Origin of the sequence: Pseudonocardia sp. TRM90224, from assembly GCF_021245725.1 — a bacterium.
Lineage (GTDB): Bacteria > Actinomycetota > Actinomycetes > Mycobacteriales > Pseudonocardiaceae > Pseudonocardia.
Genome location: NZ_JAJGSX010000020.1, coordinates 136,303 through 161,505 on the forward strand (window position 1 = coordinate 136,303; position 25,203 = coordinate 161,505).

General features: G+C 72.2%; 21 protein-coding genes. 19 read left to right on the forward strand and 2 right to left on the reverse strand.

Features of this window, described 5'->3' with window-relative positions:
- Positions 1-34: 34 nt before the first annotated feature.
- From LL648_RS25695 to LL648_RS25720, 6 genes are all read left to right on the forward strand, one after another.
- Positions 35-1,126: a sensor histidine kinase gene (locus LL648_RS25695; RefSeq protein WP_374112104.1), complete on the forward strand. Its 1,092-nt coding sequence runs from the start codon at positions 35-37 to the stop codon at positions 1,124-1,126.
- Complete coding sequence (locus tag LL648_RS25700; RefSeq protein WP_232665285.1) at positions 1,123-1,932, forward strand: LytR/AlgR family response regulator transcription factor; 810 nt, start codon at positions 1,123-1,125, stop codon at positions 1,930-1,932. The genes LL648_RS25695 and LL648_RS25700 overlap by 4 nt, the downstream gene beginning before the upstream one ends.
- A complete protein-coding gene (locus LL648_RS25705) occupies positions 1,929-2,279 on the forward strand; it encodes a hypothetical protein (protein ID WP_232665286.1) in 351 nt (116 codons plus the stop codon). The genes LL648_RS25700 and LL648_RS25705 overlap by 4 nt, the downstream gene beginning before the upstream one ends.
- Entirely contained in the window at positions 2,276-3,958 is a 1,683-nt protein-coding gene (locus LL648_RS25710; RefSeq protein WP_374112105.1) for a sodium/solute symporter, read from the forward strand. Before LL648_RS25705 ends, LL648_RS25710 begins: the two co-directional genes overlap by 4 nt.
- 127 nt (positions 3,959-4,085) lie before the next feature.
- Positions 4,086-4,436, forward strand: coding sequence for a DUF485 domain-containing protein (locus tag LL648_RS25715; protein WP_232665287.1), 351 nt, complete (start codon positions 4,086-4,088; stop codon positions 4,434-4,436).
- A gap of 5 nt (positions 4,437-4,441) precedes the next feature.
- Positions 4,442-6,076 carry a solute symporter family protein gene (locus LL648_RS25720; protein ID WP_232665320.1) on the forward strand — a complete coding sequence of 545 codons (1,635 nt, stop codon included), beginning with the start codon at positions 4,442-4,444 and terminating at the stop codon, positions 6,074-6,076.
- 279 nt (positions 6,077-6,355) lie between these two features.
- On the opposite strand, the gene LL648_RS25725 is transcribed toward LL648_RS25720, so the two are convergent.
- On the reverse strand, positions 6,356-7,183 hold the full coding sequence (locus tag LL648_RS25725; RefSeq protein WP_232665288.1) for a TetR/AcrR family transcriptional regulator: 828 nt from the start codon (positions 7,181-7,183) through the stop codon (positions 6,356-6,358).
- A gap of 207 nt (positions 7,184-7,390) precedes the next feature.
- Here LL648_RS25725 and LL648_RS25730 point away from each other — a divergent pair, with 207 nt between their 5' ends.
- The 9 genes from LL648_RS25730 to LL648_RS25770 all read left to right on the forward strand — a co-directional run bounded on the left by LL648_RS25730 (position 7,391) and on the right by LL648_RS25770 (position 17,629).
- A complete protein-coding gene (locus LL648_RS25730; RefSeq protein ID WP_232665289.1) occupies positions 7,391-8,977 on the forward strand; it encodes an ABC transporter substrate-binding protein in 1,587 nt (528 codons plus the stop codon).
- Complete coding sequence (locus tag LL648_RS25735) at positions 8,977-9,927, forward strand: ABC transporter permease (protein WP_232665321.1); 951 nt, start codon at positions 8,977-8,979, stop codon at positions 9,925-9,927. The genes LL648_RS25730 and LL648_RS25735 overlap by 1 nt, the downstream gene beginning before the upstream one ends.
- A complete protein-coding gene (locus LL648_RS25740; protein WP_232665290.1) occupies positions 9,924-10,802 on the forward strand; it encodes an ABC transporter permease in 879 nt (292 codons plus the stop codon). Before LL648_RS25735 ends, LL648_RS25740 begins: the two co-directional genes overlap by 4 nt.
- Complete coding sequence (locus tag LL648_RS25745) at positions 10,799-12,574, forward strand: ABC transporter ATP-binding protein (RefSeq protein ID WP_232665291.1); 1,776 nt, start codon at positions 10,799-10,801, stop codon at positions 12,572-12,574. Before LL648_RS25740 ends, LL648_RS25745 begins: the two co-directional genes overlap by 4 nt.
- 11 nt (positions 12,575-12,585) lie before the next feature.
- Complete coding sequence (locus LL648_RS25750) at positions 12,586-13,359, forward strand: SDR family oxidoreductase (protein ID WP_232665292.1); 774 nt, start codon at positions 12,586-12,588, stop codon at positions 13,357-13,359.
- Entirely contained in the window at positions 13,356-15,443 is a 2,088-nt protein-coding gene (locus LL648_RS25755) for an acetate--CoA ligase family protein (RefSeq protein WP_232665293.1), read from the forward strand. Before LL648_RS25750 ends, LL648_RS25755 begins: the two co-directional genes overlap by 4 nt.
- The gene (locus tag LL648_RS25760; RefSeq protein WP_232665294.1) at positions 15,443-16,618 is read left to right on the forward strand and encodes an acyl-CoA dehydrogenase family protein; all 1,176 of its coding nucleotides are present in this window, start codon (positions 15,443-15,445) and stop codon (positions 16,616-16,618) included. The genes LL648_RS25755 and LL648_RS25760 overlap by 1 nt, the downstream gene beginning before the upstream one ends.
- Positions 16,615-17,331 carry an enoyl-CoA hydratase/isomerase family protein gene (locus LL648_RS25765; RefSeq protein WP_232665295.1) on the forward strand — a complete coding sequence of 239 codons (717 nt, stop codon included), beginning with the start codon at positions 16,615-16,617 and terminating at the stop codon, positions 17,329-17,331. The genes LL648_RS25760 and LL648_RS25765 overlap by 4 nt, the downstream gene beginning before the upstream one ends.
- Positions 17,332-17,443: 112 nt before the next feature.
- Positions 17,444-17,629, forward strand: a complete 186-nt coding sequence (locus LL648_RS25770; RefSeq protein ID WP_232665296.1) for a hypothetical protein — start codon at positions 17,444-17,446, stop codon at positions 17,627-17,629.
- Positions 17,630-17,857: 228 nt separating this feature from the next.
- Here the strand turns inward: LL648_RS25770 and LL648_RS25775 are convergent, their stop codons facing one another.
- Positions 17,858-19,159 carry an MFS transporter gene (locus tag LL648_RS25775; protein ID WP_232665297.1) on the reverse strand — a complete coding sequence of 434 codons (1,302 nt, stop codon included), beginning with the start codon at positions 19,157-19,159 and terminating at the stop codon, positions 17,858-17,860.
- A gap of 280 nt (positions 19,160-19,439) precedes the next feature.
- Between LL648_RS25775 and LL648_RS25780 the strand changes: the two genes are divergently transcribed.
- The 4 genes from LL648_RS25780 to LL648_RS25795 all read left to right on the forward strand — a co-directional run bounded on the left by LL648_RS25780 (position 19,440) and on the right by LL648_RS25795 (position 25,018).
- Positions 19,440-20,846, forward strand: coding sequence for an FAD-binding oxidoreductase (locus LL648_RS25780; protein ID WP_232665298.1), 1,407 nt, complete (start codon positions 19,440-19,442; stop codon positions 20,844-20,846).
- 208 nt (positions 20,847-21,054) lie between these two features.
- Positions 21,055-21,627: an ArsR/SmtB family transcription factor gene (locus LL648_RS25785; RefSeq protein ID WP_232665299.1), complete on the forward strand. Its 573-nt coding sequence runs from the start codon at positions 21,055-21,057 to the stop codon at positions 21,625-21,627.
- A gap of 45 nt (positions 21,628-21,672) precedes the next feature.
- A complete protein-coding gene (locus LL648_RS25790; RefSeq protein WP_232665300.1) occupies positions 21,673-23,991 on the forward strand; it encodes a M20/M25/M40 family metallo-hydrolase in 2,319 nt (772 codons plus the stop codon).
- A gap of 31 nt (positions 23,992-24,022) precedes the next feature.
- Positions 24,023-25,018 carry a linear amide C-N hydrolase gene (locus LL648_RS25795; protein WP_232665301.1) on the forward strand — a complete coding sequence of 332 codons (996 nt, stop codon included), beginning with the start codon at positions 24,023-24,025 and terminating at the stop codon, positions 25,016-25,018.
- The last annotated feature ends 185 nt before the right edge of the window (positions 25,019-25,203 follow it).

The following is a 25,203-nucleotide window of genomic DNA, read 5'->3' on the forward strand; positions in this document are numbered from 1 at the left end:
GTAGGTGTTACATGTCGGCACGAAGGAGGTGGTGATGGCCGCTTCACCCGAGCCCAACCGCGCGCGCCGAGGCGGCCGGTGGCGCCGTGTCGCGCGGGCGCGGCTGGGACCCGACGCGATGGCGTCGCTCGCCGTCGGCCGCCGGGTCGCGGCCGAGATGCGCGCCGGGCTGGACGGGCCGGGCGTCACGTCGGCCGCCGGCCGGCTGCAGCACCTCCTCGACGCCGAGGCGGTCGGCCTGACCGGGCTCGACGGCGACATCGTCTGGGCCGGCTGGCCCGCCGACGAGAAGACGGCGGCGGCGCTGGTCGAGCAGGTGCTGCGGACCGACGCGCGCGCGGTCCGCAAGACCATGGTGGCGCTGCCGCTGCACGCGCGCGACGAGCTGGTCGGGGCGCTCGTCGTCGAGGGCGGCGTGACCACGGCCGACGCGCGTGAGGCGGCGATCCTCGTGAGCGACGCGCTGGACCGGGCGAAGTTGGAGGCCTCCGCCGAGGTTGCGGTGCAGGCCGAGCTGCGCGCGCTGCGGGCGGAGATCTCGCCGCACTTCGTCTACAACAGCCTCACGGCGATCGCGTCGTTCGTGCAGTCCGACCCGGAACGCGCGCGGGAGCTGCTGCTCGACTTCGCGGAGTACGCGCGGCACAGCCTGGCCCGCCACGGCGACTACACCACGGTGTCGGGGGAGTTCCAGGCGATCGAGGCCTATCTCGCGCTGGCCAGGGCCGTGCTCGGCGAGCGGCTGCGGGTGCAGGTGCGGATCGCGCCGGAGATCCTGCCGGTGGCGCTGCCGTACCTCGCGCTGCAGCCGCTGGTCGAGAACGCCGTCCAGCACGGCGTCGAGGTGACGGGGGAGCGGGGGTCGGTGCAGGTCACCGGCGAGGCGGAGGGGAGCGAGTGCGTGATCACCGTCGAGGACGACGGGCCGGGCATGGACCCGGTGTACGCCGCGGAGATACTCGCCGGCCGTGGGAAGCCGGGCAGCTTGGGGCTGGTGAACGTCGATCGGCGGCTGCGCACGGTCTTCGGTCCGGGCTACGGTCTGGTCATCGAGACCGCGACGGGGGCGGGCACGAGGGTCGTGCTGCGGGTACCTCGCTTCCAACCGGGGGTGGTCCCGCAGTGATCGCGCCGCATGGGCTGCGGGTGCTCGCCGTCGACGACGTCGCGCCCGCGCTGGACGAGCTGCGCCGGCTCCTGCTGGCATCGCCGGGCGTCAGCACCGTCGCCGCCGCGGGCGACCCGCTCACCGCGCTGCGCCTCATCCAGGCCGAGACGTACGACGCGGTGTTCCTGGACATCTCGATGCCGGCGATGGACGGGATGGAGCTGGCGTCGCTGCTGGCCAAGATGAGCGACCCGCCCGTCGTCGTGTTCGTGACGGCGTTCGAGGAGCACGCGGCGTCCGCCTACGGCATCGGCGCCGTCGACTACCTGCTCAAACCCGTCAGCAAGGAGCGGCTGCGCTCCGCGCTGGAGCGGATCAGGCGGTTCATCGGCGCCGACACCGGCGGCGCGGCGGCGGCCCCCGAGGTGGTCGACGCGCTCGCCGCTGTGCCCGTCGAGCTGGCCGGGCGCACCCGGTACGTGCGCCGCGACGACGTCCGGTTCGCCGAGGCGCAGGGCGACTACGTGCGGCTGCACGCCCCGTCGGGCGCGCACCTCGTCCGGATCCCGATCTCGCGGCTGGAGGAGCACTGGTCGCACGCCGGGTTCATCCGGGTGCACCGCAGCTACCTGCTCTCCGTGCCCGCCGTGCGCGAGTTGCGCAGCGACGTCACCGGTGGGCTGCTCGCCCACACCGACCTCGGTGACGTGCCGGTCAGCCGCCGCCACGCCCGTGAGCTGCGTGAACACCTGCTCGACGCTGCAACTCGTGGCGAGTTCGACCGCGGCGTCCGACACGAGCAGCCGCGCCGGGAGCAGCGGTGACCCGCCTGAAGCGGGTGGCCGTCGCCAGCCCGCAGACCCGCCTCGCGCTCGCGCGGCGGCGCACGGGCATGCGGGCCGAGCTGCCTCACCTCGCACCGGCCGACGCCGAGCGCGCCCGCCGCATCCACCACGCGCAGCTGCGCAAGGCGCTGGTGGCGGTGGGGCTGCTCGGGGCGATGATCATCGGGTTGCCGCTGCTGCTGGCGGCGTTCCCGGCGCTCGACGAGGTCCGCGTCGCGGGCGTTCCGGTGTCGTGGCTCGCGGTGGCGGTGCTGCCGTACCCGCTGCTGGTGGTGCTCTCGCGGTGGCAGCTGCACAGGGCGGAGCGCACGGAGCGCGGCCGGTGATCAGTGCCGCGATCGTGGTCGTCGTGCTGGCGACGCTGCTCATCGGCGCCCGTGGTGTCGTGGCGATCCGCAGCACGTCCGACTTCCTCGTGGCATCCCGCCGGATCTCCCCGACGCTGAACGCGGCGGCAGTTTCGGGCGAGTACCTCTCGGCGGCGTCGTTCCTGGGTGTCGCGGGGCTCGTCGTGAAGGACGGCATCGGCGCGCTCTGGTACCCGGTGGGCTTCACCGCCGGCTACATCGCGATGCTCGCGCTGGTCGCGGCGCCGATGCGGCGCACCGGCGCGCTGACCGTCCCCGACTTCGCCGAGGCCCGCCTGGGCTCCTCCGGCCTGCGCAAGCTCTCGGCCGTCGTGGTGCTGGTGATCGCTACGCTCTACCTGGTTCCGCAGTTCAAGGCGGCCGGGCTGGTGCTGACCGTCGCGGGCGGCACCCCGTACTGGGTCGGCGTGGTCGTCGCCGGCGCCGCCGTGAGCATCACGCTCGCCCTCGGCGGCATGCGCGCGGCCACCTACGTGCAGGCGTTCCAGTTCGGGCTGAAGATGCTGCTGTTCATCGTGCCCGCGATCTGGCTGGTGCTGACCGTCAGCGAGACGACCCGCAGCGAGGCGCTCTCGCCGGTCGAGTTCACCCGCTTCGAGCGCAGGACGCCCGTCGAGTTCCGCCTCGACACCGAGCTCACGATCACCGAGCCGACCGCGGTGACCGTCGCGGGCGGGCAGCCCGCCGTGCTCGCGCCCGGCCACTACACCGCGCTCGCCGGCAGCGAATGGGTGTTCGAGAAGGGCGCGGACGTGCCGTCGGTCGCCGGCGGGTTCGCGCCAGGCGGGGACGGCTGGGGCCGCCCGCTGCTCGACGCCGGGTCCGGCTACCCGGTGCTCACGACGTGGTCGGTGCTGGTGGCGACCGTGCTGGGCACGATGGGCCTCCCGCACATCATCGTGCGGTTCCACACCAGCCCCGACGGCCGCGGCGCCCGGCGCACCGCGTCGATCACGGTGGTGCTGCTCAGCGCCTTCTACCTCTTCCCCGCCGTCTACGGGCTGCTGGGGACGGTGCTGCTGCCGGAGCTGTTCCTGAGCGGCGGCACCGACACCGTCGTCGTCGAGCTGCCGGCGCGGGTCGACAGCGGGTGGGCCGGCACCTTCTTCACCGCGCTGCTCACCGCGGGCGCGTTCGCGGCGTTCCTGGCGACGTCGCTCGGGTTGCTGCTCGCGCTGTCGGGCGCGGTCTCGCACGACCTGCTGCCCGGCACGACCGTGCGCAGGCTGCGCTTCACGACGCTGCTGGCCGCGGCGATCGTCGTCGCACTGGCGCTCCCCGCCGTGCACCTGGACGTCGGGGTGCTCGTGACCTCCGCGTTCGCCGTCGCCGCCTCGACGTTCTGCCCGCTGCTCGTGCTGGGCATCTGGTGGCCGCGGCTCACCGCGCGCGGTGCCGTCGTCGGCATCGTCGTGGGGCTGGGCTCATCGGCCGGCGTGATCGCGATCGACCTGTTCATCGGGGCCCCACCGGGCCTCGCGGCGCTGCTGCTCGGCCAACCCGCGCTCTGGTCGGTGCCGCTGGCCTTCCTGACGATGGTGCTGGTGTCGCTGCGCGGCCGGCCCCCGGCGTGGGCGAACGCCGCGATGCTGCGCCTCCACCTTGACGAGACGGAGCGATCCGCTCACCGCGAGTGACCGCTTGTCGTGGTCCGCGACCGTTCGTCGGCCGTTCGTCGCGTCGCCCGGCGACGTGTCGTGCGCCACTTTTGCCGGGTATCCACATGTTCTTTGCTGTGTCACCTGAGGCGCGAGGAGGCACCCAGTGAGCACAGAGTCGTCGTCGTCCCCACCCCCGTCGACGGGTGAGAAGGACTGGAGAGAGGTCCAGTCCGCTCCCGAGTTCCAGGACCTCAGGCGGAGACTGCGCAACTTCGTCTTCCCGATCACCGGCCTGTTCCTGGCCTGGTACCTGCTGTACGTGCTGCTGGCGAGCTACGCGCCGGCGTTCATGTCGGTGAAGGTCTTCGGCAACGTCAACATCGGGCTGATCTTCGGGCTGCTGCAGTTCGTGTCGACGTTCGCGATCACGGCCTGGTACGTCCGCTTCGCCGACCGCAGGCTCGACCCGCTGGCCGGCAAGATCCGTTCCGACCTCGAGGAGGAGGCCAAGTGACGGCCATGCCTCTTGCCCAGGGTGTCGAGGGCAGCAACCCCATCCTCAACATCGCGATCTTCGGCGTCTTCGTCGTCATCACGCTCGCGATCGTCGTGCGCGTGAGCCGTCGCGCCACCCGCGGCGCGTCGGACTTCTACACCGCCGGCGGCGGCTTCTCCGGCCCGCAGAACGGCGTCGCGATCTCCGGCGACTACCTCTCGGCCGCGTCGTTCCTCGGCATCGCCGGCGCGATCGCGCTGAACGGCTACGACGGCTTCCTCTACTCGATCGGCTTCCTGGTGGCGTGGTTGGTCGCGCTGCTGCTGGTCGCGGAGCTGCTGCGGAACACCGGCAAGTACACGATGGGCGACGTGCTCGCGTTCCGGATGCGCCAGCGCCCCGTCCGGGCCGCCGCGGCCACCTCGACGCTCGCGGTGTCGTTCTTCTACCTGCTCGCCCAGATGGCCGGCGCGGGCGGCCTGATCGCGCTGCTGCTCAACATCAGCGATGGTCTCGGCCAGGCGGTGGTGATCGCCGTCGTCGGCGCGATCATGATCGCCTACGTGCTGATCGGCGGCATGCGGGGCACGACGTGGGTGCAGATCATCAAGGCGGTGCTGCTCATCGTCGGCGCCGGCGTGATGACGCTGTGGGTGCTCGGGCTCAACGGATTCAACCTCTCGCACCTCCTGGGCGAGGCCGTCGCACGCGGCGGCGAGGCCGGCGAGGCGCTGCTCAACCCCGGCAAGCAGTACAAGACCGGTGTGCTGAGGCTCGACTTCGTCTCGCTCGCCCTGGCGCTGGTGCTCGGCACCGCCGGGCTCCCGCACATCCTGATGCGTTTCTACACCGTGCCGACGGCGAAGGAAGCGCGCCGTTCGGTGGTGTGGGCGATCTGGCTGATCGGTCTGTTCTACCTGTTCACGCTGGTCCTCGGGTACGGGGCGGGGGCGCTCGTCGGCCCGGACGCGATCAAGAAGGCGCCCGGCGCCGCGAACTCGGCGGCCCCGCTGCTGGCCTACGAGCTCGGCGGCACGCTGCTGCTCGGCATCATCGCGGCGGTCGCGTTCGCGACGATCCTCGCCGTGGTCGCGGGCCTGACGATCACCGCGTCGGCATCGTTCGCACACGACATCTACGCCAACGTGATCAAGAAGGGGCAGGTCGACGGCAAGGACGAGGAGGTCAAGGTCGCCCGCATCACGGCGGTCGTGATCGGCGTCGTCGCCATCGCCGGCGGCATCCTCGCCAACGGGCAGAACATCGCGTTCCTGGTGGCGCTGGCCTTCGCGGTGGCGGCCTCGGCGAACCTGCCGACGATCCTCTACTCGCTGTTCTGGAAGCGGTTCAACACCAACGGCGCGCTGTGGAGCATCTACGGCGGCCTCGCGGTCACCGTCGTGCTCATCGTGTTCTCGCCGGTGGTGTCGGGCAAGCCGGTCGACCCGGTGACCCAGAAGAGCGCGTCGATGCTGCAGGGCGTCGACTTCCACTGGTTCCCGCTCGACAACCCGGGCATTGTGTCGATCCCGATCTCGTTCCTGCTCGGATACCTCGGCACGGTGCTGAGCAAGGACAAGGCCGACCCGCGCAAGTACGCCGAGATGGAGGTCCGCTCCCTCACCGGGGTCGGGTCCGAGAAGCCCATCGCGCACTAGCGCCCGCAGGGAACGTCGCGGCCGGATCTCCTCCGCTCCGGCCGCGCGGCACAACGGCCCGCCGTCGAGGCGACCCCTCGGCGGCGGGCCGGTCGCACGGTGCCACGGTTCGCTCAGGCCCGGCTCCCCGGCGCCCGGCTCCGCCGGGACGGCGCGCACGCGAGGGCAGGAAAGCCACTTTCCTGCCCTGTGAGGGCCTGAAAGTGGCTTTCCTGCCCTCCCGCCGGGGTCCCGCGCGGACCTTCCTGAGCCTCCGCCGGTGGCGGGGCGGAGCCCACCTCACGCCGGCAGGAAGATCTCGCGTTCGACGAACGCGAGCAGCGCCGCCCGCATCGTCTGGGCCGTGACGCCGGGGGCCTCGGTGAGGACCTGGATGCCCAGCCCGTCGGTCAGCGACGTCAGCTGCAGCGCCACCAGCTTCGCGTCGATGTCGCGGACCTGTCCCTGCCGCCGGCCGCGTTCGATGATCCGCTCCACGGCCTCGCGCCAGCGTCCGTAGAACGCCGTGTGCGCCGAGCGCAGCGCGGGTCGCACCGCCGACTCCGCCCAGAACTGCAGCCACACCGACCACTCGTCGCGGACCTGCCCCACGGGCAGCTGCATCTCGATCAGCCGCAGCATCCGGTCGCGCCCGCTCTCCAGCGCGACGAGCTCGGCGGACTGCCGCGCGAACGCCGCCTCCATGCAGTGGCTGAGCGCCGCCTCCAGCACGTCGGCCTTCGTCGGGAAGTAGTAGTGCACGGCCGCTGAGCTGGTGCTGCACGCGCTGGCGATGTCGGCGATCCGCACCGAGTGGTAGCCGCGCGCGGCGATGAGCCGCCACGCCGCGTTCAGCAGCCGGGTGCGCGGGTCGTCGTCGCCCGCCGGCACCGCCACGACCGTCGCGCGGCGGGGCCCGGCCCCGGTGCCGTGCATCAGCCAGTCGACGGTGACGCCGGCCTGTTCGGCGATCGCGGCCAGCTCGTCGGTGCGGAACCGTCGCAGCCCGTTGAGCGACTTCGACAGCTTCGTCGGCTCCATCCCGATGGCCGCCGCGAGGTCGCGCTGCGTCTCGCCGCGTGAGGCCAGCACATCGCGCACCCGCTCGGGCACCACATCCACCGTCACCCGCACACACTACCGCGGAATTGCGAGAATCGCAATCACATCGGCCATTTCGGTTGGCCGTCGACAATGACGTGCTGGCTGCTCCGAGGGCGAGTTTACGACCGGAACGTCCTTGTCGACGGGTTGACAGGACGCCCAGTGGTGGCCATCCTTGCCGCACCGACTGATACGTCAGTCAGTTGCGATCCACCGGCGGAGGTGTCGACGATGACCCGACCCAGAGGTGGCGGACGGCTGTCGCGGCGCGAGCTGCTGCGGCTCGGGATGCTGGGAGCTGCCGCCGCGGGTGCGGCCGGGCTCACCACCTCCTGCGCGTCCGCCGCGATACCCGGCGCCACCGCGCGCGGCGGCCAGGCGGGCGCGGGCGGGCGGCTGCGCGTCGGCGTGGTCGGCGGCTCGATCAAGGACACGCTCGACGCGCACATCCCGGTCACCCACCCCGACCAGGCCCGCCTGATCAACATGTACGACGGGCTGGCGACGTTCGACGACCAGTACCGCATCCAGCTCGCGCTCGCGGAGTCGATCGAGCCCTCCGCCGACGCGAAGGTGTGGACGGTCCGCCTGCGCGACGGGCTGGAGTTCCACAACGGCAAGCCCGTGACGGCCGAGGACGTCGCCTTCACGCTGCGCCGGATCATCGACCCGGACGACCCCAAGTCCGGCGCGACCGGTTTCGCGTCGGTCGACGCCGGCGGCATGCAGGTGCTCGACCCGCGCACCCTGCGGCTCACCCTCGCCACCCCGGACGCGACGCTGCTCGACTCGTTCGCCCAGTACTCCAACGGGATCGTCCCGGTCGGGTACGACCCCGCCAACCCGATCGGCGCGGGTCCGTTCCGCAACGCGAGCTTCCAGCCCGGCCAGCAGAGCGTCTTCCTGCGCCACGACAACCACTGGCGCCCCAACGAGCCGCAGGTCGCGGAGCTGGTGATCATCGACTTCCCGGACGACACGGCGCGGGTCAACGCGCTGCTGGGCGGCCAGGTCGACGCGATCGACCAGCTCCCGATCGGGCTGATGCGGGTGGTCGAGGCCGACCCGAGCCTGCGGGTGCTGGAGGCGGAGACCGGCGCGTGGCTCCCGTTCACGATGCGGGTCGACCGCCCGCCCTTCGACGACGTGCGGGTGCGCCAGGCGATGCGCCTGGTCGTCGACCGCGAGCAGATGGTGCGCCAGGTGCTCTCCGGCCGCGGCAAGGTCGGCAACGACCTCTACGCCCCGTTCGACCCCGGCTACGCCGCCGACATCCCGCAGCGCACCCGCGACATCGCGCAGGCCCGCCGGCTGCTCCAGGAAGCCGGCAAGGAGAACCTGCAGGTCGAGCTGGTGACCTCGGCGGTCGCGGCGGGTGTCGTCGAGGCCGCGCAGGTGTACGCGGAGCAGGCCAAGGAGGCCGGCATCACCGTCACCATCCGCAAGGTCGACTCCGGCGAGTTCTACGGCGACAACTACCTGCAGTGGGACTTCGCGCAGGACTTCTGGTTCACCCGCAACTTCCTGCCGCAGACGGCCGTCGGCAGCCTTCCCGACGCGCCCTACAACGAGACACACTGGGCCGATCCCGAGTTCATCGACATCGTCAACCGGGCCAAGGCGACCGTCGACGAGACGGCCCGCAACGAGCTGATCCGGCAGGCGCAACGGATCGAGCACGAGCGCGGCGGCTACATCGTCTGGGGCTTCGGCAACCAGGTCGACGCCTACAGCAGGCGGCTCGCGGGGTTCACCCCGGACCGGGGCGGCATCCCGCTCTCCGGGTACAACTTCCGGAAGGTCGGGTTCACGGCATGATGCTGAGACTTGTCGGCCGCCGGCTGCTCCACGGCCTGGTGATCCTGTTCGCCGTCTCGATCGTCGTCTTCCTCGCGACGCAGGCGCTGCCCGGCGACGCCGCGCAGGCCATCCTCGGCCGTGAGGCCACCCCGGAGCGGCTCGCGGCGCTGCGCGGGCAGCTGCACCTCGGCGAGCCGCTGGTCGGGCAGTACCTCGCGTGGCTGCAGGGGATCGTCACGTTCGACCTCGGGCAGTCGCTCGCGAGCGGGCTGCCGGTGTCGGAGCTGCTGATCCCGCGCATCTCCAACTCGCTGGTGCTCATGCTCATCGCGGCCGTGATCGCGACGCCGCTCTCGATCGCGCTCGGCACCTGGAGCGCGTTGCGCCGCGACTCCGCGACCGACCACGTCACGTCCGGCTTCACTCTGGTGCTGGCCGCGCTGCCCGAGTTCGTGATCGGCATCTTCCTCGTGCTCCTGCTCTCGACCGGTGTGTTCCACGTGCTCCCGGCGGTGTTCGTGGCGAACGAGCCGGGCCCGATCTGGATCGACCCGCTGCAGCTCGTGCTGCCGACGCTGACCCTCGTGCTCGCCGTCGCGCCCTACATCGTGCGGATGATGCGCGCGACGATGCTGGAGGTGCTGGAGAGCGAGTACGTCCAGCAGGCCCGGCTGAAGGGCCTCCCGGAGCGGACGGTGCTGCTGCGCCACGCGCTGCCGAACGCGATCGGGCCGGTGGCGCAGGTCGTGGCGCTGCAGATGGCGTGGCTGGCCGGTGGTGTGGTGGTCGTCGAGTACCTGTTCCGGTTCCCCGGGGTCGGGTTCGCGCTGGTCGACGCGGTGAACAACCGCGACCTCCCGGTGGTGCAGGGGCTCTCGCTGCTGATCGCCGCCGTCTACATCGTGGTCAACCTCGCCGCCGACGTCGTCGCGTTGGCCACCAACCCGAAGGTGAGGACGGCCTCATGACCGCCATCGCGATCTCCGCGCCGGCCGCCCGGCGGCACCGCGACGGGCTGCTCGTCCGCGCGGTGCGGGTGCGCCGCACCCGGATCGGGCTGGCGCTGACGCTGCTCGTGCTGGCCACGGCGTTCCTGGGGCCGCTCGTTGCACCCCACGGTGTGGACGACTTCGTCGGCGGCCCGTACCTCGCCGAATCACCCGGCACCGTGTTCGGCACCGACAACCTCGGGCGGGACGTGCTCACGCGCTTCCTGCACGGCGGGCAGCTGCTGCTGGTGCTCTCGCTGCTGGCCACGCTGATCGGCGTCGGGATCGGCGCCGCGGTCGGCGTCACCGCCGGGTACCGGCGGGGCTGGGTGGACGAGACGCTCATGCGGACCGGCGACGTGCTGCTGGCGTTCCCGCAGGTCGTCGTGGCGCTGCTGTTCCTGTCGATCCTCGGGCCGCAGCTGTGGCTGATCGTGTTGATCGTCGGGCTCAGCCACGCACCGCGGGTGGCCAGGGTGATCCGCGGCGCGACGCTCGGTGTCGCCGAGCGCGACTTCGTCAAGGCCGCGGAGGCCGCAGCCGTGCCGCGGTGGCGGATCGCGTTCAGCGAGATCCTGCCGAACGTCACCGGCGCGCTCATGGTCGAGCTGGGGCTGCGGCTCACCTACTCGATCGGCCTGATCGCCGCCCTCTCGTTCCTGGGGCTCGGGCTGCAGCCGCCGACGGCCGACTGGGGCCTGATGATCAACGAGAACCGGGTGGCGCTCACCGTCTCGCCGTGGGCCGTCGTGCTCCCGGTGACGGCCATCGCGGTGCTGACGATCGGCACGAACCTCATCACCGACGGCCTCTCACGGGCCTCGGCGGGCATCGACAGGGGAGTGACGCGATGACCTCGACCACCCCGACGACCCCGACTACTGCCACCCTCGACGTCGACCACCTCCGGATCAGCGGCGTCCCCTCCGACGCCGTGATCGTCGACGAGGTGCGGCTGGAGATCGCACCCGGCGAGATCGTCGGTGTCGTCGGCGAGTCCGGCTCCGGCAAGACGACGCTCGGGCTCGGCCTGCTCGCCTACTGCAAGCGTGGCACCCGGCTCGACGACGGCCGGATCCTGATCGGTGGCCGCGACATCGCCGTGCTCCCGGCCGGTGAGGTCCGGCGGATGCGCGGGGTGAGCGTCGCGTACATCCCGCAGTCGCCCGCGTCGGCGCTGAACCCGGCGCTGCGCATCGGCACCCAGCTGCGCGAGTGCGTCGGCGACGTCGACGAGGCGCGCGTCCGCGAAGTGCTGCGCGAGGTCGCGCTGCCCGACGACGACACGTTCCTCAAGCGGTACCCGCACCAGCTCTCCGGCGGCCAGCAGCAGCGCATCGCCATCGCGATGGCGTTCATCGGGAAGCCCCGGCTGATCGTCCTCGACGAGCCGACGACCGGTCTCGACGTGACGACGCAGAAGCACGTGCTGGAGACGGTCCGGCGGATGTGCTCGATCTACGGCAGCGCCGCGGTCTACATCTCGCACGACATGGCGGTGGTCGCCGACCTCGTCGACCGGATCGCGGTGATGTACTCCGGGCGGGTCGTCGAGGCCGGACCGGCCGCCGAGGTGCTCGCGCGCCCGCGGCACCCGTACACCGCCCGGCTGCTGATGGCGGTTCCCGATCTCGCCGGCGAGCGGCAGATGCTCGGCATCCCCGGCCACGCGCCGTCGCCGCTGCACCGACCGGACGGCTGCGCGTTCGCACCCCGCTGCCTGCTCGCGGAGGACCGCTGCACGCACGAGCGGCCGCCGGAGCGGCAGATCGCCGAGGGGCACACCGCGCGGTGCTTCAAGGCCGGCGAGGTGCGGGTCGAGCCCTCGCCGCGGGTGGAACCCGCCGTCGCGCCCACCCCCGAGCCCGTGCTCGAGATCAGCGGCCTCTCGGCGCGGTACGGGCGCAAGAGGGTGCTGGAAGGCGTCGACCTGACCGTCGCGCGCGGGCACTGCACCGCGCTGCTCGGCGAGTCCGGCAGCGGCAAGACGACGCTGTCGCGCTGCATCGCGGGCCTGCACGCCGACTTCGAGGGCACGATCACCCTCGACGGTGAGCCGCTGCCGGCGTCCAGCTTCCGGCGGACCACCGACCAGCGTCGCCGCGTGCAGTACGTCTTCCAGAACCCGTACGAGTCGCTCAACCCGCGCAAGACCGTGCGCGAGCTGGTGCTGGCGCCGGTGAAGCACCTGTGCGGCGCCGTCGCCGACCCGGAGGCCCTGCTGCAGGACGTGCTCGCGCAGGCGGCGCTGCGCCCGGACCTCGCCGACCGCTTCCCCGACCAGCTCAGCGGCGGCGAGCGGCAGCGGGTTGCGATCGCCCGCGCGCTGGCGGCGAAGCCGGACGTGCTGGTCTGCGACGAGGTCACGTCCGCGCTCGACGTCTCGGTGCAGTCGTCGATCGTCGAGCTGTTGCAGCGGCTGCAGGCGGAGCTGGACCTCACACTGGTGTTCGTCACGCACGACATCGCGCTGGTCCGCAACATCGCGCAGCAGGTCGCGGTGCTGGAGCACGGCCGGATCGTCGAGCACGGACCCGTCCGCGAGGTCATGCAGAACCCGCAGCACGCCTACACCCGCTCGCTGATGAAGGACACGCCCACGTTCGTACTGGAGGGAACGCCCTGAGCACGCATGTCTTGCGGCACGACGCCCTGGAAGGGAAGGTCGCCCTGGTCACCGGCGGTGGCACCGGGATCGGCCGGGCCGCCGCGCTGGCACTCGCCGCCGCCGGCGCCGACGTCGCGGTTTGGGGCCGGCGCCCCGAGCCGCTCACCGAGACCGCGAAGCTGGTCGAGCACGCCGGCGGGCGGTGCGTGGCGTTGCCGTGCGACGTCCGTGAGCCGGACGAGGTGCGGGCCGCGCTCGACACCGTCGTCGACCGGCTCGGCGACGTCGACGTGCTGGTCAACAACGCGGGTGGCCAGTTCATGGCGCCCGCGGAGGAGATCAGCGTCAACGGGTGGCGCGCGGTGCACCGGCTCTCGGTGGAGTCGGCGTGGAGCGTGAGCCGCGAGGTCGCGAACCGCTCGATGATCCCGCGCGGCAGCGGACTGATCGTCTTCATGGCGTTCTCGCCGCGCCGCGGGATCCCGCGCATGGTGCACGCCACCGCGGCCCGCGCGGCGCTGGAGAACCTCGCCGCCGGCCTCGCGATCGACTGGAGCCGCTACGGCATCCGGGCCGTCACGGTCGCGCCCGGCACGATCCTGACCGAGGGTCTCGAGGAGCAATATCCGCCCGACGCGATCGACGGCTGGACGCGCATGGTGCCGCTCGGGCGGCTGGGCACCCCGGACGAGGTGGCGGAGCTGGTCGCGTTCCTCGCCACCCCGGCGGGCTCGTACATCACCGGCACCACGATCGTCGTCGACGGCGGCGTGGACGCCTGGGGGAACGGGCCGATCACATGAGCCGCGACCTGACCACGCTGTTCGACCCGAAGTCGGTCGCGATCATCGGCGCCACGGACGACACGTCCAAGTACGGCAACTGGATCGCGATCAGGGCGTTGCGCGGTGCGCGACCGGTGCACCTGGTGAACCCGCGGCGGTCCACCGTGCTCGGCCGCCCCACCGTGCCCGACCTGCGCACGCTCGGCGAGCCCGTCGATCTCGCGGTGATCGCCGTGAACGCATCGCGCTTCGAGGACGCCGTCGACGACGCGCTCGTCGCGGGCGTGACGGCGCTGGTCGGGATCAGCGCGGGCCTCGGTGAGGCGGGCGCGGAGGGCCGGATCCGCCAGGAGCGCCTCGCCGAGCGGATCCGCGGCGCCGGTGCCAGCCTGCTCGGCCCCAACTGCCTCGGCGTGCTCGACCACACCACCGGGCTGGAGCTGACCTCGAACGACCTGCCCGCCGGGCGGGTCGCGTTGATCTCGCAGAGCGGCAACATCGCGCTGGAGATCGCCGAGCTGGGCGCCGACCACGGCGTCGGCTTCTCCCGGTTCGCCAGTCTCGGCAACCAGGCCGACCTGGAGGTCGCCGACCTCGTCGAGGCCTGCGCGCTGCACGAGGGGACCGACGCGATCGCGGTCTACGCCGAGGACTTCCGCGACGGACGCCGGTTCATCGCCGCCGCGACCGAGGCCGCGCGGCTCGGCAAGCCGGTGGTGCTGCTCGCCGTCGGGCGGGGGAGCGCGTCGGCGCGCGGTGCCGCCTCGCACACCGGGGCGATGGTCAGCTCCGGTGTGGTGGTCGAGGCGGCCTGCCGGGCGGCCGGCGTCGAGCTGGTCAGCACCCCGACGCAGCTGGTGCACCTGCTGCAGGGCCTCGCGCTGCCGCGGACGGTCCGCGGCCGGGCGGTCGCGGTGTTCGCCGACGGCGGTGGGCAGGCCTCGGTCGCGAGCGACTGCGTCGAGGACGCGGGGATGGCCGTCGAGGAGTTCTCCTCGACGCTGCGGGTTGCGGTCGCGGCCGACCTCCCGCCGGCTGCCGGGCTGTCCAACCCCGTCGACGTCGCCGGTGGCGGCGAGCAGGACATCGGGTGCTTCCCACGCGTGCTGGCGACGCTCACCGGCAGTGCCGAGGTCGACACCGTCGTCATGACCGGGTACTTCGGCGGGTACGGCGGCTACAGCCCCGAGCTCGGCGCGGGTGAGCTGGAGGCGGCGCACCGGATCGCCGAGGTCGTGGGCGCGGGCGACAAGCCGGTCGTCGTGCAGACGATGAACCACCGCTCCGCCGCGGCCGACATCCTGCGTGCGGCGCGGGTGCCGGTCTACCGGAGCATCGAGGATGCCGTCTGGACGTTGCGGCGGATCGTCGCGCGGAGCGTCCCGGCCGGGGCGGCGCCGCTGCCGCCTGCCGCCGCGCCGCTGATCGACACCGGGTACATGCAGGCCAGGCGGGTGCTCGCAGAGGCGGGGCTGCCGTTCGTCGAGGCCGTCGAGGTGACCTCGCGCGAGCAGCTGCTCGCCACGTCGCCGGCGCTGCGGTACCCGCTGGTGCTCAAGGCGCTCGGCGACGAGCACAAGTCCGACCGCGGCGGCGTTGTGCTCGGGCTGCCCGATGCCGGTGCGGTGCTCGCCGCGTACGACGGTCTGCAGGTGCGGCTGGCCCCGCCGGCGGTGTCGGTGGAGGAGATGGCCGACCTCACCGGCGCCGTCGAACTGATCGTCGGCGGACGGTGGGACCCGCGGTTCGGGCCGGTCGTCCTCGTGGGACTCGGTGGTGTGTACACCGAGGTGCTGCGGGACGTGCGCTGCGCGCTCGGACCCCTCGACGCCGTGGCGGCCCGCCGGCTGCTGCTCGACCTGCGCGGGGCGCCGCTGCTGACCGGCGCCCGCGGTCGGCCCCCGATCGACCTCGACGCGGCGGCGGACGTCGTCGCCTGCCTCTCGACGTTCGCGGCCGCGCACCCCGAGATCGCCGAGATCGAGTGCAACCCGGTCGCGGCGGGCCCGTCAGGGGCCGTGTGCCTCGACGCCCGGATCGTCCTTGCCGACCAGCAGGACCCTTCCGCTGAGCTGAAACCCGAGCAGAAAGAGCAGGACTGATGGACTTCACCTACACCCCGCGGCAGCGTGAGCTGAAGGAGCGCGCCGCCTCGCTGACCAAGGTGATCATGGAGCACGAGCTCGACAACGAGCTGAACAACGGGCTCTCCGACGAGGTGCACGCGCAGCTGCGGCAGGCGATCCTCGACCACGGCCTGCAGGCGATCAACATGCCGGCCGAGTGGGGCGGCGCCGGGCTCACCGTGCTGGAGCAGGCGATCGTCCAGGAGGAGCTCGGGCGGCTCACCGGCGCGCTGTGGGACGTCCTGTGGCGTCCTGCGAACGCGCTGCGCGCCTGCACACCCGAGCAGCGGGAGCGCTACCTGCTGCCGGAGATCCGCGGGGTGCGCCGCGACGCCGTCGCCGTCACCGAGGAGCACGCCGGCTCCGACCCGCAGGGGCTGGCGACGAAGGCGCGCAAGGTCGGCGACAAATGGATCCTCGACGGCGAGAAGTGGTTCGTGACGGTCGGCGACGCGGCCGACTTCTTCGTGCTCCTCGCCGATGTCGACGGCCGGCCGACGACGTTCCTCGTCGACAAGGACCTGCCGGGGGTCGAGGTGAAGCGCATCCCCCGCTACACGCACACGTTCGTCTACGAGCACCCCGAGTTCACGTTCACCGGTGTCGAGCTGGGCGACGACTGCCGGCTCGGCGAGGTCGGGCAGGGCTACGACCTGATCCGCGACTGGTTCGTCGAGGAGCGGCTCATGATCGGCGCGCGCACCGTCGGTGCGGCGGCCCGCGCGACCGAGCTGGCCGCTGAGCACGCCAACAACCGCGAGCAGTTCGGCCAGCCGATCTCGCACTTCCAGCTGGTGCAGGCGATGCTCGCGGACAACGTCGTCGACGTCGTGACCAACCGCAACTTCGTCTACCAGGTGGCGTGGGAGGCCGACCAGGGCATCGACCGCAAGGCGCTGCACGCCAAGGCGGCCGTGGCGAAGCTGGCGGCGTCGGAAGCGGCGAACCGCGCCGTCGACCGCGCGCTGCAGATCTTCGGCGGGCGCGGCTACATGCGGGAGAACCCGGTGGAGCGGCTCTGGCGCGAGCTGCGGGTCGACCGCATTTGGGAGGGCACGTCGGAGATCCAGCGGCTGATCATCGGCAACGAGATCGCCAAGCGCGGGGTGCACGCGGTGCTCTCGTACCCGGGCGAGCTGGGGACCGCGTGACGAACGTCCGGATCGAGCGCCGCGCCGACATCGCGGTGCTCACGCTGGACCGCCCGGAGAAGCTGAACGCGCTCTCCACGGCGCTGGAGCAGGCGCTGCTCGACGCGATCGACTCCGACGACGTGCGGACCAGCGCGGCCGTCGTGATCGCGGGGGAGGGCCGGGCGTTCTCCGCCGGCGCCGACCTCACGGAGGTCCGCGAGCTCGGTCCGGCCCAGATCGCGCAGTACTACCGCGGTTCGGGTCGGGTGTACGAGGCGGTGGCCGCGTTGCCGCAGGTCACGGTCGCGGCCGTGCATGGCTACTGCCTCGGTGGCGGGTTCGAGCTGGCGCTCGCGGCCGATCTCCGGGTGGCCGACGGGACGGCCGTCTTCGGGCTGCCCGAGGTCGGCATCGGGATCGTCCCGAGCTCGGGCGGGCTGGCCCGGCTCGTCCGGATGGTCGGCCCGGCGAAGGCGCGTGAGCTGGTGCTGCTCGGGCGCCGCTACGACGCGGCGGCGGTCGACCGGCTGGGGCTGCTCACCGACGTCGTCCCGGCCGGGGGAGCGCTCGATGCGGCGCTCGCCGTCGCGGCCGAGGCCGCCGCGCAGCCCGCGCTGGCCGCGGCGGTCGCGAAGCAGGTGATCGACGTGGCCACGGAGTCGTCCCACGCTGCGGCGCTGGCGCTGGAGCGGCTCGCGTACGGGATGCTCAACCAGGTGGACAAGGGGTGACGCACCCCCGCCATCCACGCTGTGATCCACCCAGAGGCGCAGGCGTTGCTCGACGAGCCCGCCGCGGTCGGCGGAGCACGTCGAGCTGGTCGAGGACGTCACGGTCGGCGGTGTGCCGTGCCGGCGGTACCGCCCCTTCGAGGCCGCCGGGGTGGTGCTGCACCTGCACGGGTTCTGGCGCCGACCGGCGACGGTCGGCGCGGCGCGGGCGGCGACGGTCGGCGCGGCGCGGGCGGCGATCGACGAGGTCGCCGCAGCCGTCAAGGCCTGCTCTGCGGGGCAGAACCTAGTGCCCTGAGCTGGGCCTGGGCGGGGGTGGTTGCGGGGCGGGACGCCCGTTTCCGGTGCACATTGCAGGTCTCCTCCACGCGTCTGCGCGACGATCAGCCTCGCACGGTGCCAGTTGTACCGTCCGATGTGGTCGGGCGGCTAATCGAGCATAGGCGGAGACGCCCAGAATGGGGTTTCCCCCTTCAGGTGAAAGCAGTACTCCGCTGTGGACAGGGCGTGACCAGTGACGACACCGTTACGCCTGTGGGTGACGGTGAGCCGGCGGATTCGTCTCGCGCATGGCGATGACGGCGACCAGGCTGATCACGCCCATCAGCACCATGTATCCCGAGATCGAGAGCGAGGTCCCGGTGCTCGATTGCAGCCACGTCGCCACCGTCGGCGCGAAACCACCGCCGAGCACCGCGCCGATCGCGTAGCTGAACGAGGCGCCGCTGTAGCGGTACTGCGGCTCGAACATCTCGGCGAACAGCGCCGACTGCGGCCCGTAGGAGAGGCCGAGCCCGATCGTCAGCAGCACCACCGCGACGATCATCCAGACCATCGAGGCGGTGTCGACCAGCAGGAAGAACGGGAACGACCACAGCACGAGCAGCACCGACCCGATGAGGTACACGGGCTTGCGGCCGGCCCGGTCGGACCAGATGGCGGCGGCGACGATGCTGATCAGCCACGACACGCTGCCGATGATGATCACGATGAGCATGATGTTCCCGCTCACGCCCAGCGTCCGCGTGCCGTACGGGAGCAGGTAGGCGAGGAAGACGTAGCCGATCGCGGTGTTGGCGACGAACGTGAGCGACGCGATCACCAGCTCGCGCGGGCGCTCCCGGAACACGTCGGCGAGCGGGCGGCGCAGCCGCGCCTGCTCGTCGCGCAGCGAGCGGAACACCGGGCTCTCCTCGACCTGCAGCCGCACGAAGAGGCCGACGCCCACCAGCACGATGCTGACCAGGAACGGGATCCGCCAACCCCACGACAGGAACTGCTCCTCGGTCATGGTGTTGCGGACCAGGAAGAACATCAGCTGGGCGAGGATCAGCCCCGCCGGCACGCCGATCTGCGAGAACGAGCCGTAGCGGCCGCGCTGGCCCGGCGGCGCGTGCTCGACGGCCATGAGCGCCGCGCCGCCCCACTCCCCGCCGGCCGAGAGCCCCTGCAGCAGGCGCATGACGACCAGCAGGATCGGCGCGAGCACCCCGACCTGTCCGTACGTGGGCAGCAGGCCGACGCCGACCGTCGCGAACCCCATCAGGAGCAGGGAGGAGACGAGCATCCGCTTGCGGCCGATGCGGTCGCCGAAGTGCCCCCAGAGCGCGCCGCCGATCGGACGCGCGACGAACCCGACGCCGAGCGTCGTGAACGAGAGCAGGAGCGCGGAGGCGGGGTCGAAGTTCGGGAAGAACTGCGTGGCGAAGATCAGCCCGGCCGCGGTGCTGTAGATGAAGTAGTCGTACCACTCGATCGTCGTGCCGATCGCGCTCGCGACCACGACCCTGCGCAGCTGCTTCGGGTCCCGCTTCGTCGTGTCCACCATGCGACCCCTTCGTCTCCGGATTGTCGATCACGATGGCACGGCGGGACGCGTAGTGACAGTTCGGATCGATAACGGTGGTGTCGGGAGGCGGGTGCTGGCAAACGCCGGTCGGGATGGGGCAGGAAAGCCACTTTCCTGCCCTGTGGGGCCGGAAAGTGGCTTTGCTGCCCTCGTGTGCGCATCGCACGCAACGGCGCGTGTAATGCCCATGAGTCGGTCGTGCAATCCGCGCTCGCGAGGGTGGCTCCTGGAAGCTGGTCCAGCAGGCAGGAGCACAAGTATGGGAACGACGGTGGAGCCGGTGTCGGGCCGGTTGAACGCAGCCGCGGAGAACTCGCTGCGATCGCTCGTCCACGGGGCTGTCTTCACGCCGCGCGAAGCCGGGTACGAGGACGTGCGGGCGGTTTACAACGGTTCGATCGACCGCCGTCCCGAAGCCGTGGTGCAGGTCAGCGGCGTCGCGGACGTCGCGAGGACCGTTCGGTTCGCGCGCGAGCACGGCTTCACGGTCAGCGTCCGCGGCGGCGGGCACGGCGTCGCCGGCATGGCGGTCGCGGGCGAGATCGTCATCGACCTCTCCGCGCTGCGCGGGGTGACGGTCGACCCGGTGGCGGGCACGGCCGTCGTCCAGGGCGGTGCGACCTGGGCCGAGGTGGACGCCGCGACCCAGGCGCACGGGCTGGCGGTCCCGGGCGGGCGGGTGAGCCACACCGGCGTCGCCGGCCTGACCCTCGGCGGCGGGGAGGGCTGGCTGACCTGCCGGCACGGCCTCACCTCCGACAACCTGGTCGCCGTCGACGTCGTCACGGCCGACGCGCAGCTGGTGGTGGCGAGCGCGACGGAATCGCCCGAGCTGTTCTGGGCATTGCGCGGCGGTGGCGGCAACTTCGGTGTGGTCACGTCGTTCACCTTCCGGCTGCACCCGGTCGGGCCGCTGGTGCTCGGTGGGATGCTCGCGTTCGAGATCGCCGCGGCGCCGGAGGTGCTGCGGGTGCTGCAGGAGCTGCACGCCGAGGGCCACGCCGACCTCGGTGCGGCGGCGGCGTTCCTGACCGCGCCGCCGGCGCCGTTCGTGCCCGGTGACGTGGTCGGCCGTCCCGTGATCGGCGTCATCCCGGCGTGGTTCGGCGACGTCGACAAGGGCATGGCGCTGCTGAGCCGGTTCCACGAGGTCGCGACGCCCGTGATCGACGCCGTCGCCCCGATGCCCTACATCGCGCTGCAGTCGATGCTCGACGCCGGCTCGCAGCCCGGTATGCGCAACCGCTGGTCGGGCGGGTTCGTGCACGAGGTGGCGCCGGAGCTGGTCGCGGCCCTGCAGGACGCCGCCGTGCGGATGCCGAGCCCGCTCTCGCAGATCATCATCTCGCCGCTGCCCGACTCGGTGCGCGTGCTTCCCGACGACGCCACGGCGTTCCCGTCGCGTTCGGGGCGCTGGCTCGTGCACCCGGTCGGCGTGTGGCCGGCGCCCGACGCGGACGAGGCCGGCATCGCGTGGACCCGCGACCTCGCCGCGATCATCAGGGCCAGCGGGGAGACCGGCACGTACCTGAACCTCGACGAGTCGGACGACGCCCGCGTGCGCTGGGCGATGGGCGAGGCCCGCTTCGAGCGGCTCCAGCAGGTCAAGAAGGCGTGGGACCCGGAGGACATGTTCCGCTTCTGCGCACACATCTCGCTGCCGTAACCAACCCGCGTGGGGCCGACGTGTGCGGGGAAGCGCGCGTCGCCCCGCTGACGCGAGGGCAGCAAAGCCACTTTCCGGCCCTGTGAGGGCAGGAAAGTGGCTTTGCTGCCCTCCAGGGGCCCGGCGGGCCTGCCCGGTGGAGAGTTGCACAGAAGTTTGTGCACAGCTTTGCTTGCACAGAGCTTTGTGCATTCCGTAGGCTGGCGGCATGCCCGACGAGACCGAGCCGCGCCTGGCCGACCTGGCCGCCGTCACCACGCTGGCCCACCCGCGCCGGCGGCAGATCCTGGAGCGGCTCAAGCTCGGCGGGCCGGCGACGTCGGCGATGCTGGCCCGTGACCTCGACCTCAACACCGGAGCCACCAGCTACCACCTGCGGGAGCTGGCGGCGAGCGGGCTCGTCGAGGACGTGCCGGAGCGGGCGAGCGGCCGCGAGCGCTGGTGGCAGGCCGCCCGGCACGACCTGCGGTTCCCGCGCCGCAGCGAGCAGAGCCCCGAGATGCGCCAGGCGTTCGAGGAGATGAGCAGGATCGGCTTCGCGGCCGACCTGGAGGACTTCGCGCGCGCGTACGAAGCAACGGCAGAAGCGTCGGACCCGTGGTCCGACGCTTTTCTGCATTCCCGGGGCTCCATCGATGTGACGGGCGAGGAGCTCGTGCAGTTCTTCGAGGAGTACATCGCGCTGCTCAAGCGCTACCAGCGACGCCCTGACCAGCGGCCGGAGGGTGCGCGGACGGTCTACGCGCGCTTCTTCGCCCACCCCGCACCGCCGCTCGACTGACCTTTCGGATTCGGATCTGAATTAGGAGGCAATCCCATGGTTTCTTTGGCGCGCCCGGAAAACGCGACCCTCGATGCCGTCCCGCCGGTGCCTCGGCGCCGGCTGACCGCAGCGTTGGCCCTGCTGGTGATCGTCCTCTACACGGCGCTGGGCTGGTGGCACGACGAGCCACCGCCACCCGCTCCCACAACGGCGCCGGCCACCGAGTTCAGCGCGGAACGCGCCTGGCCCGTGCTGGAGCGGATCGCGGGCCCCGCGCCGTCGCCGGTGGGCAGCGCCGAAGGCGACGCCATCCGCGACTTCCTGGTCGCGGAGCTGAGCTCGCTCGGCCTGCGCACCGAGGTGCAACGCGGCACCGGCATCAGCGAGCGGGGCGGGTCGAGCATGTCCGTGGCGCCCGTGGAGAACGTCGTCGCGACGCTGCCCGGCACCGCGCCGACCGGTCGGCTGATCGTTGCCGCGCACTACGACTCGACCTTCAGCGGGCCGGGGACCAGCGACGACAAGTCGTCGGTCGCCGCCGCCGTCGAGACGGCCCGCGCGCTGGCGGCCGGGCCGCGCCCGCGCAACGACATCGTGCTGCTGCTCACCGACGCCGAGGAGCCCGAGATGCTCGGCGCCTCCGCCTACGTCCGGCAACACCCCGACGGCTCGCGGCCGACCGTCGTGCTGAACTGGGACGGACCCGGCAACGCGGGGGCGTCGGCGATGTACCAGACCACGACGGGGGCCGCGGGGGTCGTCGGCGCGGTGCTGGCCGACATCCGCCACCCGCTCGGCGACTCGCTGGTCCCGCCGCTCTTCCAGCTCATGCCCAACCACACCGACCTCGACGTGTTCAACACGAGGGGCTACGAGGGCGTCACGTTCGGGTTCACCGACGGGCGCGCCTACTACCACTCGTCGCTGGACACGACGTCGCGGTTCGACAAGGCGTCGCTGCAGCAGTACGGCGACAACATGCTCTCGGGTGCGCGCGGGCTCGGCGAGCGCGATCTTCCGACGCTGTTCTCCGATGTCGACTCGACGTTCGTGACGCACTTCGGGCTGGTCGTGAGCTACCCGACCGCGTTGGCGGTGCCGATCGCGGTGCTGGCCGTGGTCGCCGTGATCGGGCTGGCCGTGCTCACCAGGAGGCGCGGCGACGCGAGTGTGCCGCGGATGCTGGCCGGGTTCGGGGTCGCTCTCGGCGCGGTCGTGCTCGCCGCGCTAGCCGCCATGGCGATGTGGTGGCTGCTCGTGCAGCTGCGGCCCGGGTACGGCGCGATGATGGTCGGGGAGCCGTACCGCCCGGTGCTCTACCGCTTCGCGGTCGGCGGGATCGCGATCACGGTCGTCGTGGCCGCGGTCGTCGCGCTGCGCAGGAGGGTCGGCGCGGCGGCGCTGACCGTCGGCGGGCCGGCTGTCATCGCGTTGCTCGGCATGCTCGTGGCGCTGGCTGCGCCGGCGCTCGCGTTCATGTTCTCCCTGCCGGCGCTGCTCGCGGCGATCGGCGCGATGGCGGCCGGTCGCTGGCGGGCGGCCGTGCTGGCGGTGACGCTCGCGCCCGCGGTGTTCCAGCTCATGAGCGACGGGCGAGGGCTGCTGCAAGGCGTCGGCATGGGGATGGCCGAGGTCGGTGCGTTCTGCTTCGCGATGGCGACGCTGCTGGTGATCCCGCTGATGGCGGAGCTGCTGCCGGCGCGGCGGTCGTGGGCGGTCCCCGCCACGGCGGGGGCGCTGACGGTGCTGCTCGTTGCGGCCGGGTTCGGGGTCGATCGGTTCGACGAGCAGCACCCGCAGCAGTCGTTCCTGATGTACGTGCTCGACGCGGACACCGGCGCGGCCCGCTGGGTGAGCGACGACCCGACCCCGTCGCCATGGGCGAGCGACTACGTCCTGCAGGCAGGCCCCGACACGTCGTCGTCGCTGCCTTACCGGCCGCGCGAGCGCTGGACCGGACCGGCCCAGGCCGCCGTGTTGCCGGCGCCCGAGCTGCGGGTGGTCGGCAGCCACCCGGACGGCGGATCGACGCTCGTCGAGGTGCAGGTGAGCACGCCGCGCGACGCCGACGTGCTCTCCCTGACCGTCGACCGGCCCGTCGAGCAGGTGCTGGTGGCCCCGGCCGGTGGGCCGGCGGTCGACGCGGTGCCGACGTACGACAGGCAGCGGGAGTGGCCGTTCCAGCTGCGCATCTACGCGCCGCCCACCGACGGCGTGACCGTGACGCTGCGGGTGGCCGACCCGGTCGGGATGCGGTTCTCTGTGTCGGACTACACGGCCTCGCTCGCCGGCCTGCCCGGCTATGCCGAGCGTCCGGCCACCGAGGTCCGCAGCCACCACCACGACTCCGACATCACCGTCGTCACCCGAACGTACGGCTGAGCGGGGCGCGCGGACGGGCGAGACTGGACGAATGCGGCGAAGCGCAGCGGTCCTTCTCGCCCTCCTCGCGGTGTTGCTCGGGGCCTGCGCGCCGGCGCCGGTCTCGAGCGCACCGGTCCCGGCCCAGAACGCGGTGGTGTTCGAGCCGCTGCGCCAGTCGCCCGCCGAGATCGACGCAACCGTCGCGAGCCTGCGGCAGCTCGACGACCACCCGCTCTACGAGATGACCTACCACGGCGACTACGTGCCGACGGTCCCGCTCGTGCCCCCGGACCTCGGGGCGGAGGCGCCCGAATGGGCGTGCTCGCTCATCGCGTTGCCCAGCGGGTTCGCCCGCAACTTCGACTGGGACCCAGGGCCGGCCATGATCGTCCGGTCGGACCCGCCGAGCGGCTACGCGTCGGTCTCGGTCGTCGACCTGACCACGTCGCTCGGCCTGCGCGGCCGGCCTGACCTCGCCGACCCGGCGACGCGGCGCGCGCTGGCCCACGCCGTTCTCGTGCCGTTCGACGGGATGAACGAGAAGGGCCTCGTCGTCGGCATGGCCGCGACGCCCGAGGCGCAGCTCCCGCTGCCGACCGCCGACAAGCCGGTCGTCGGCAGCCTGCGGGTCGTCCGCATGATGCTCGACCGGGCCGTCACCGTCGACGAGGCGGTGGCGGTCATGCGCGAATACACCGTCGACTTCAGCGGTGGCCCGCAGATCCACTACCTCATCTCCGATGCCGCCGGGCGGACCGTCGTGGTCGAGTACTCCGGCGGCACGCTCAACGTCGTCGACGACCGCATCCTCACCAACATCGCCATGACCGGCACCGAGCCCGCCCAACGTCTCGCCGACCGCCGCTATCGCCTTCTCGCCGAGGGATCGGCGGCCGGCACGGACCCGATGGAGCTGCTGCGCACCGTCGCGCAGCCGCACACGCGCTGGTCGATCGTGTACGAGCCGGCGCAGGGCACCGCACGCCTGGTGACGGGACAGCGGTGGGAGCGGGTGCACACCGTGGCGTTGCGGGACGCCCGCTGATCGGCAGAGCCAGGAACACAGGGCACGGGGAAGGGCAGGAAAGCCACTTTCCTGCCCTGTGAGGGCCGGAAAGTGGCTTTCCTGCCCTTGCGTGCGGAACGCACGCATCCAGGTCGACACCCGGGCCGGCCTACCCACGCTGATCAACACGCCGCGCGGCTACCGTGTGCGCGTCGAGAAGATCG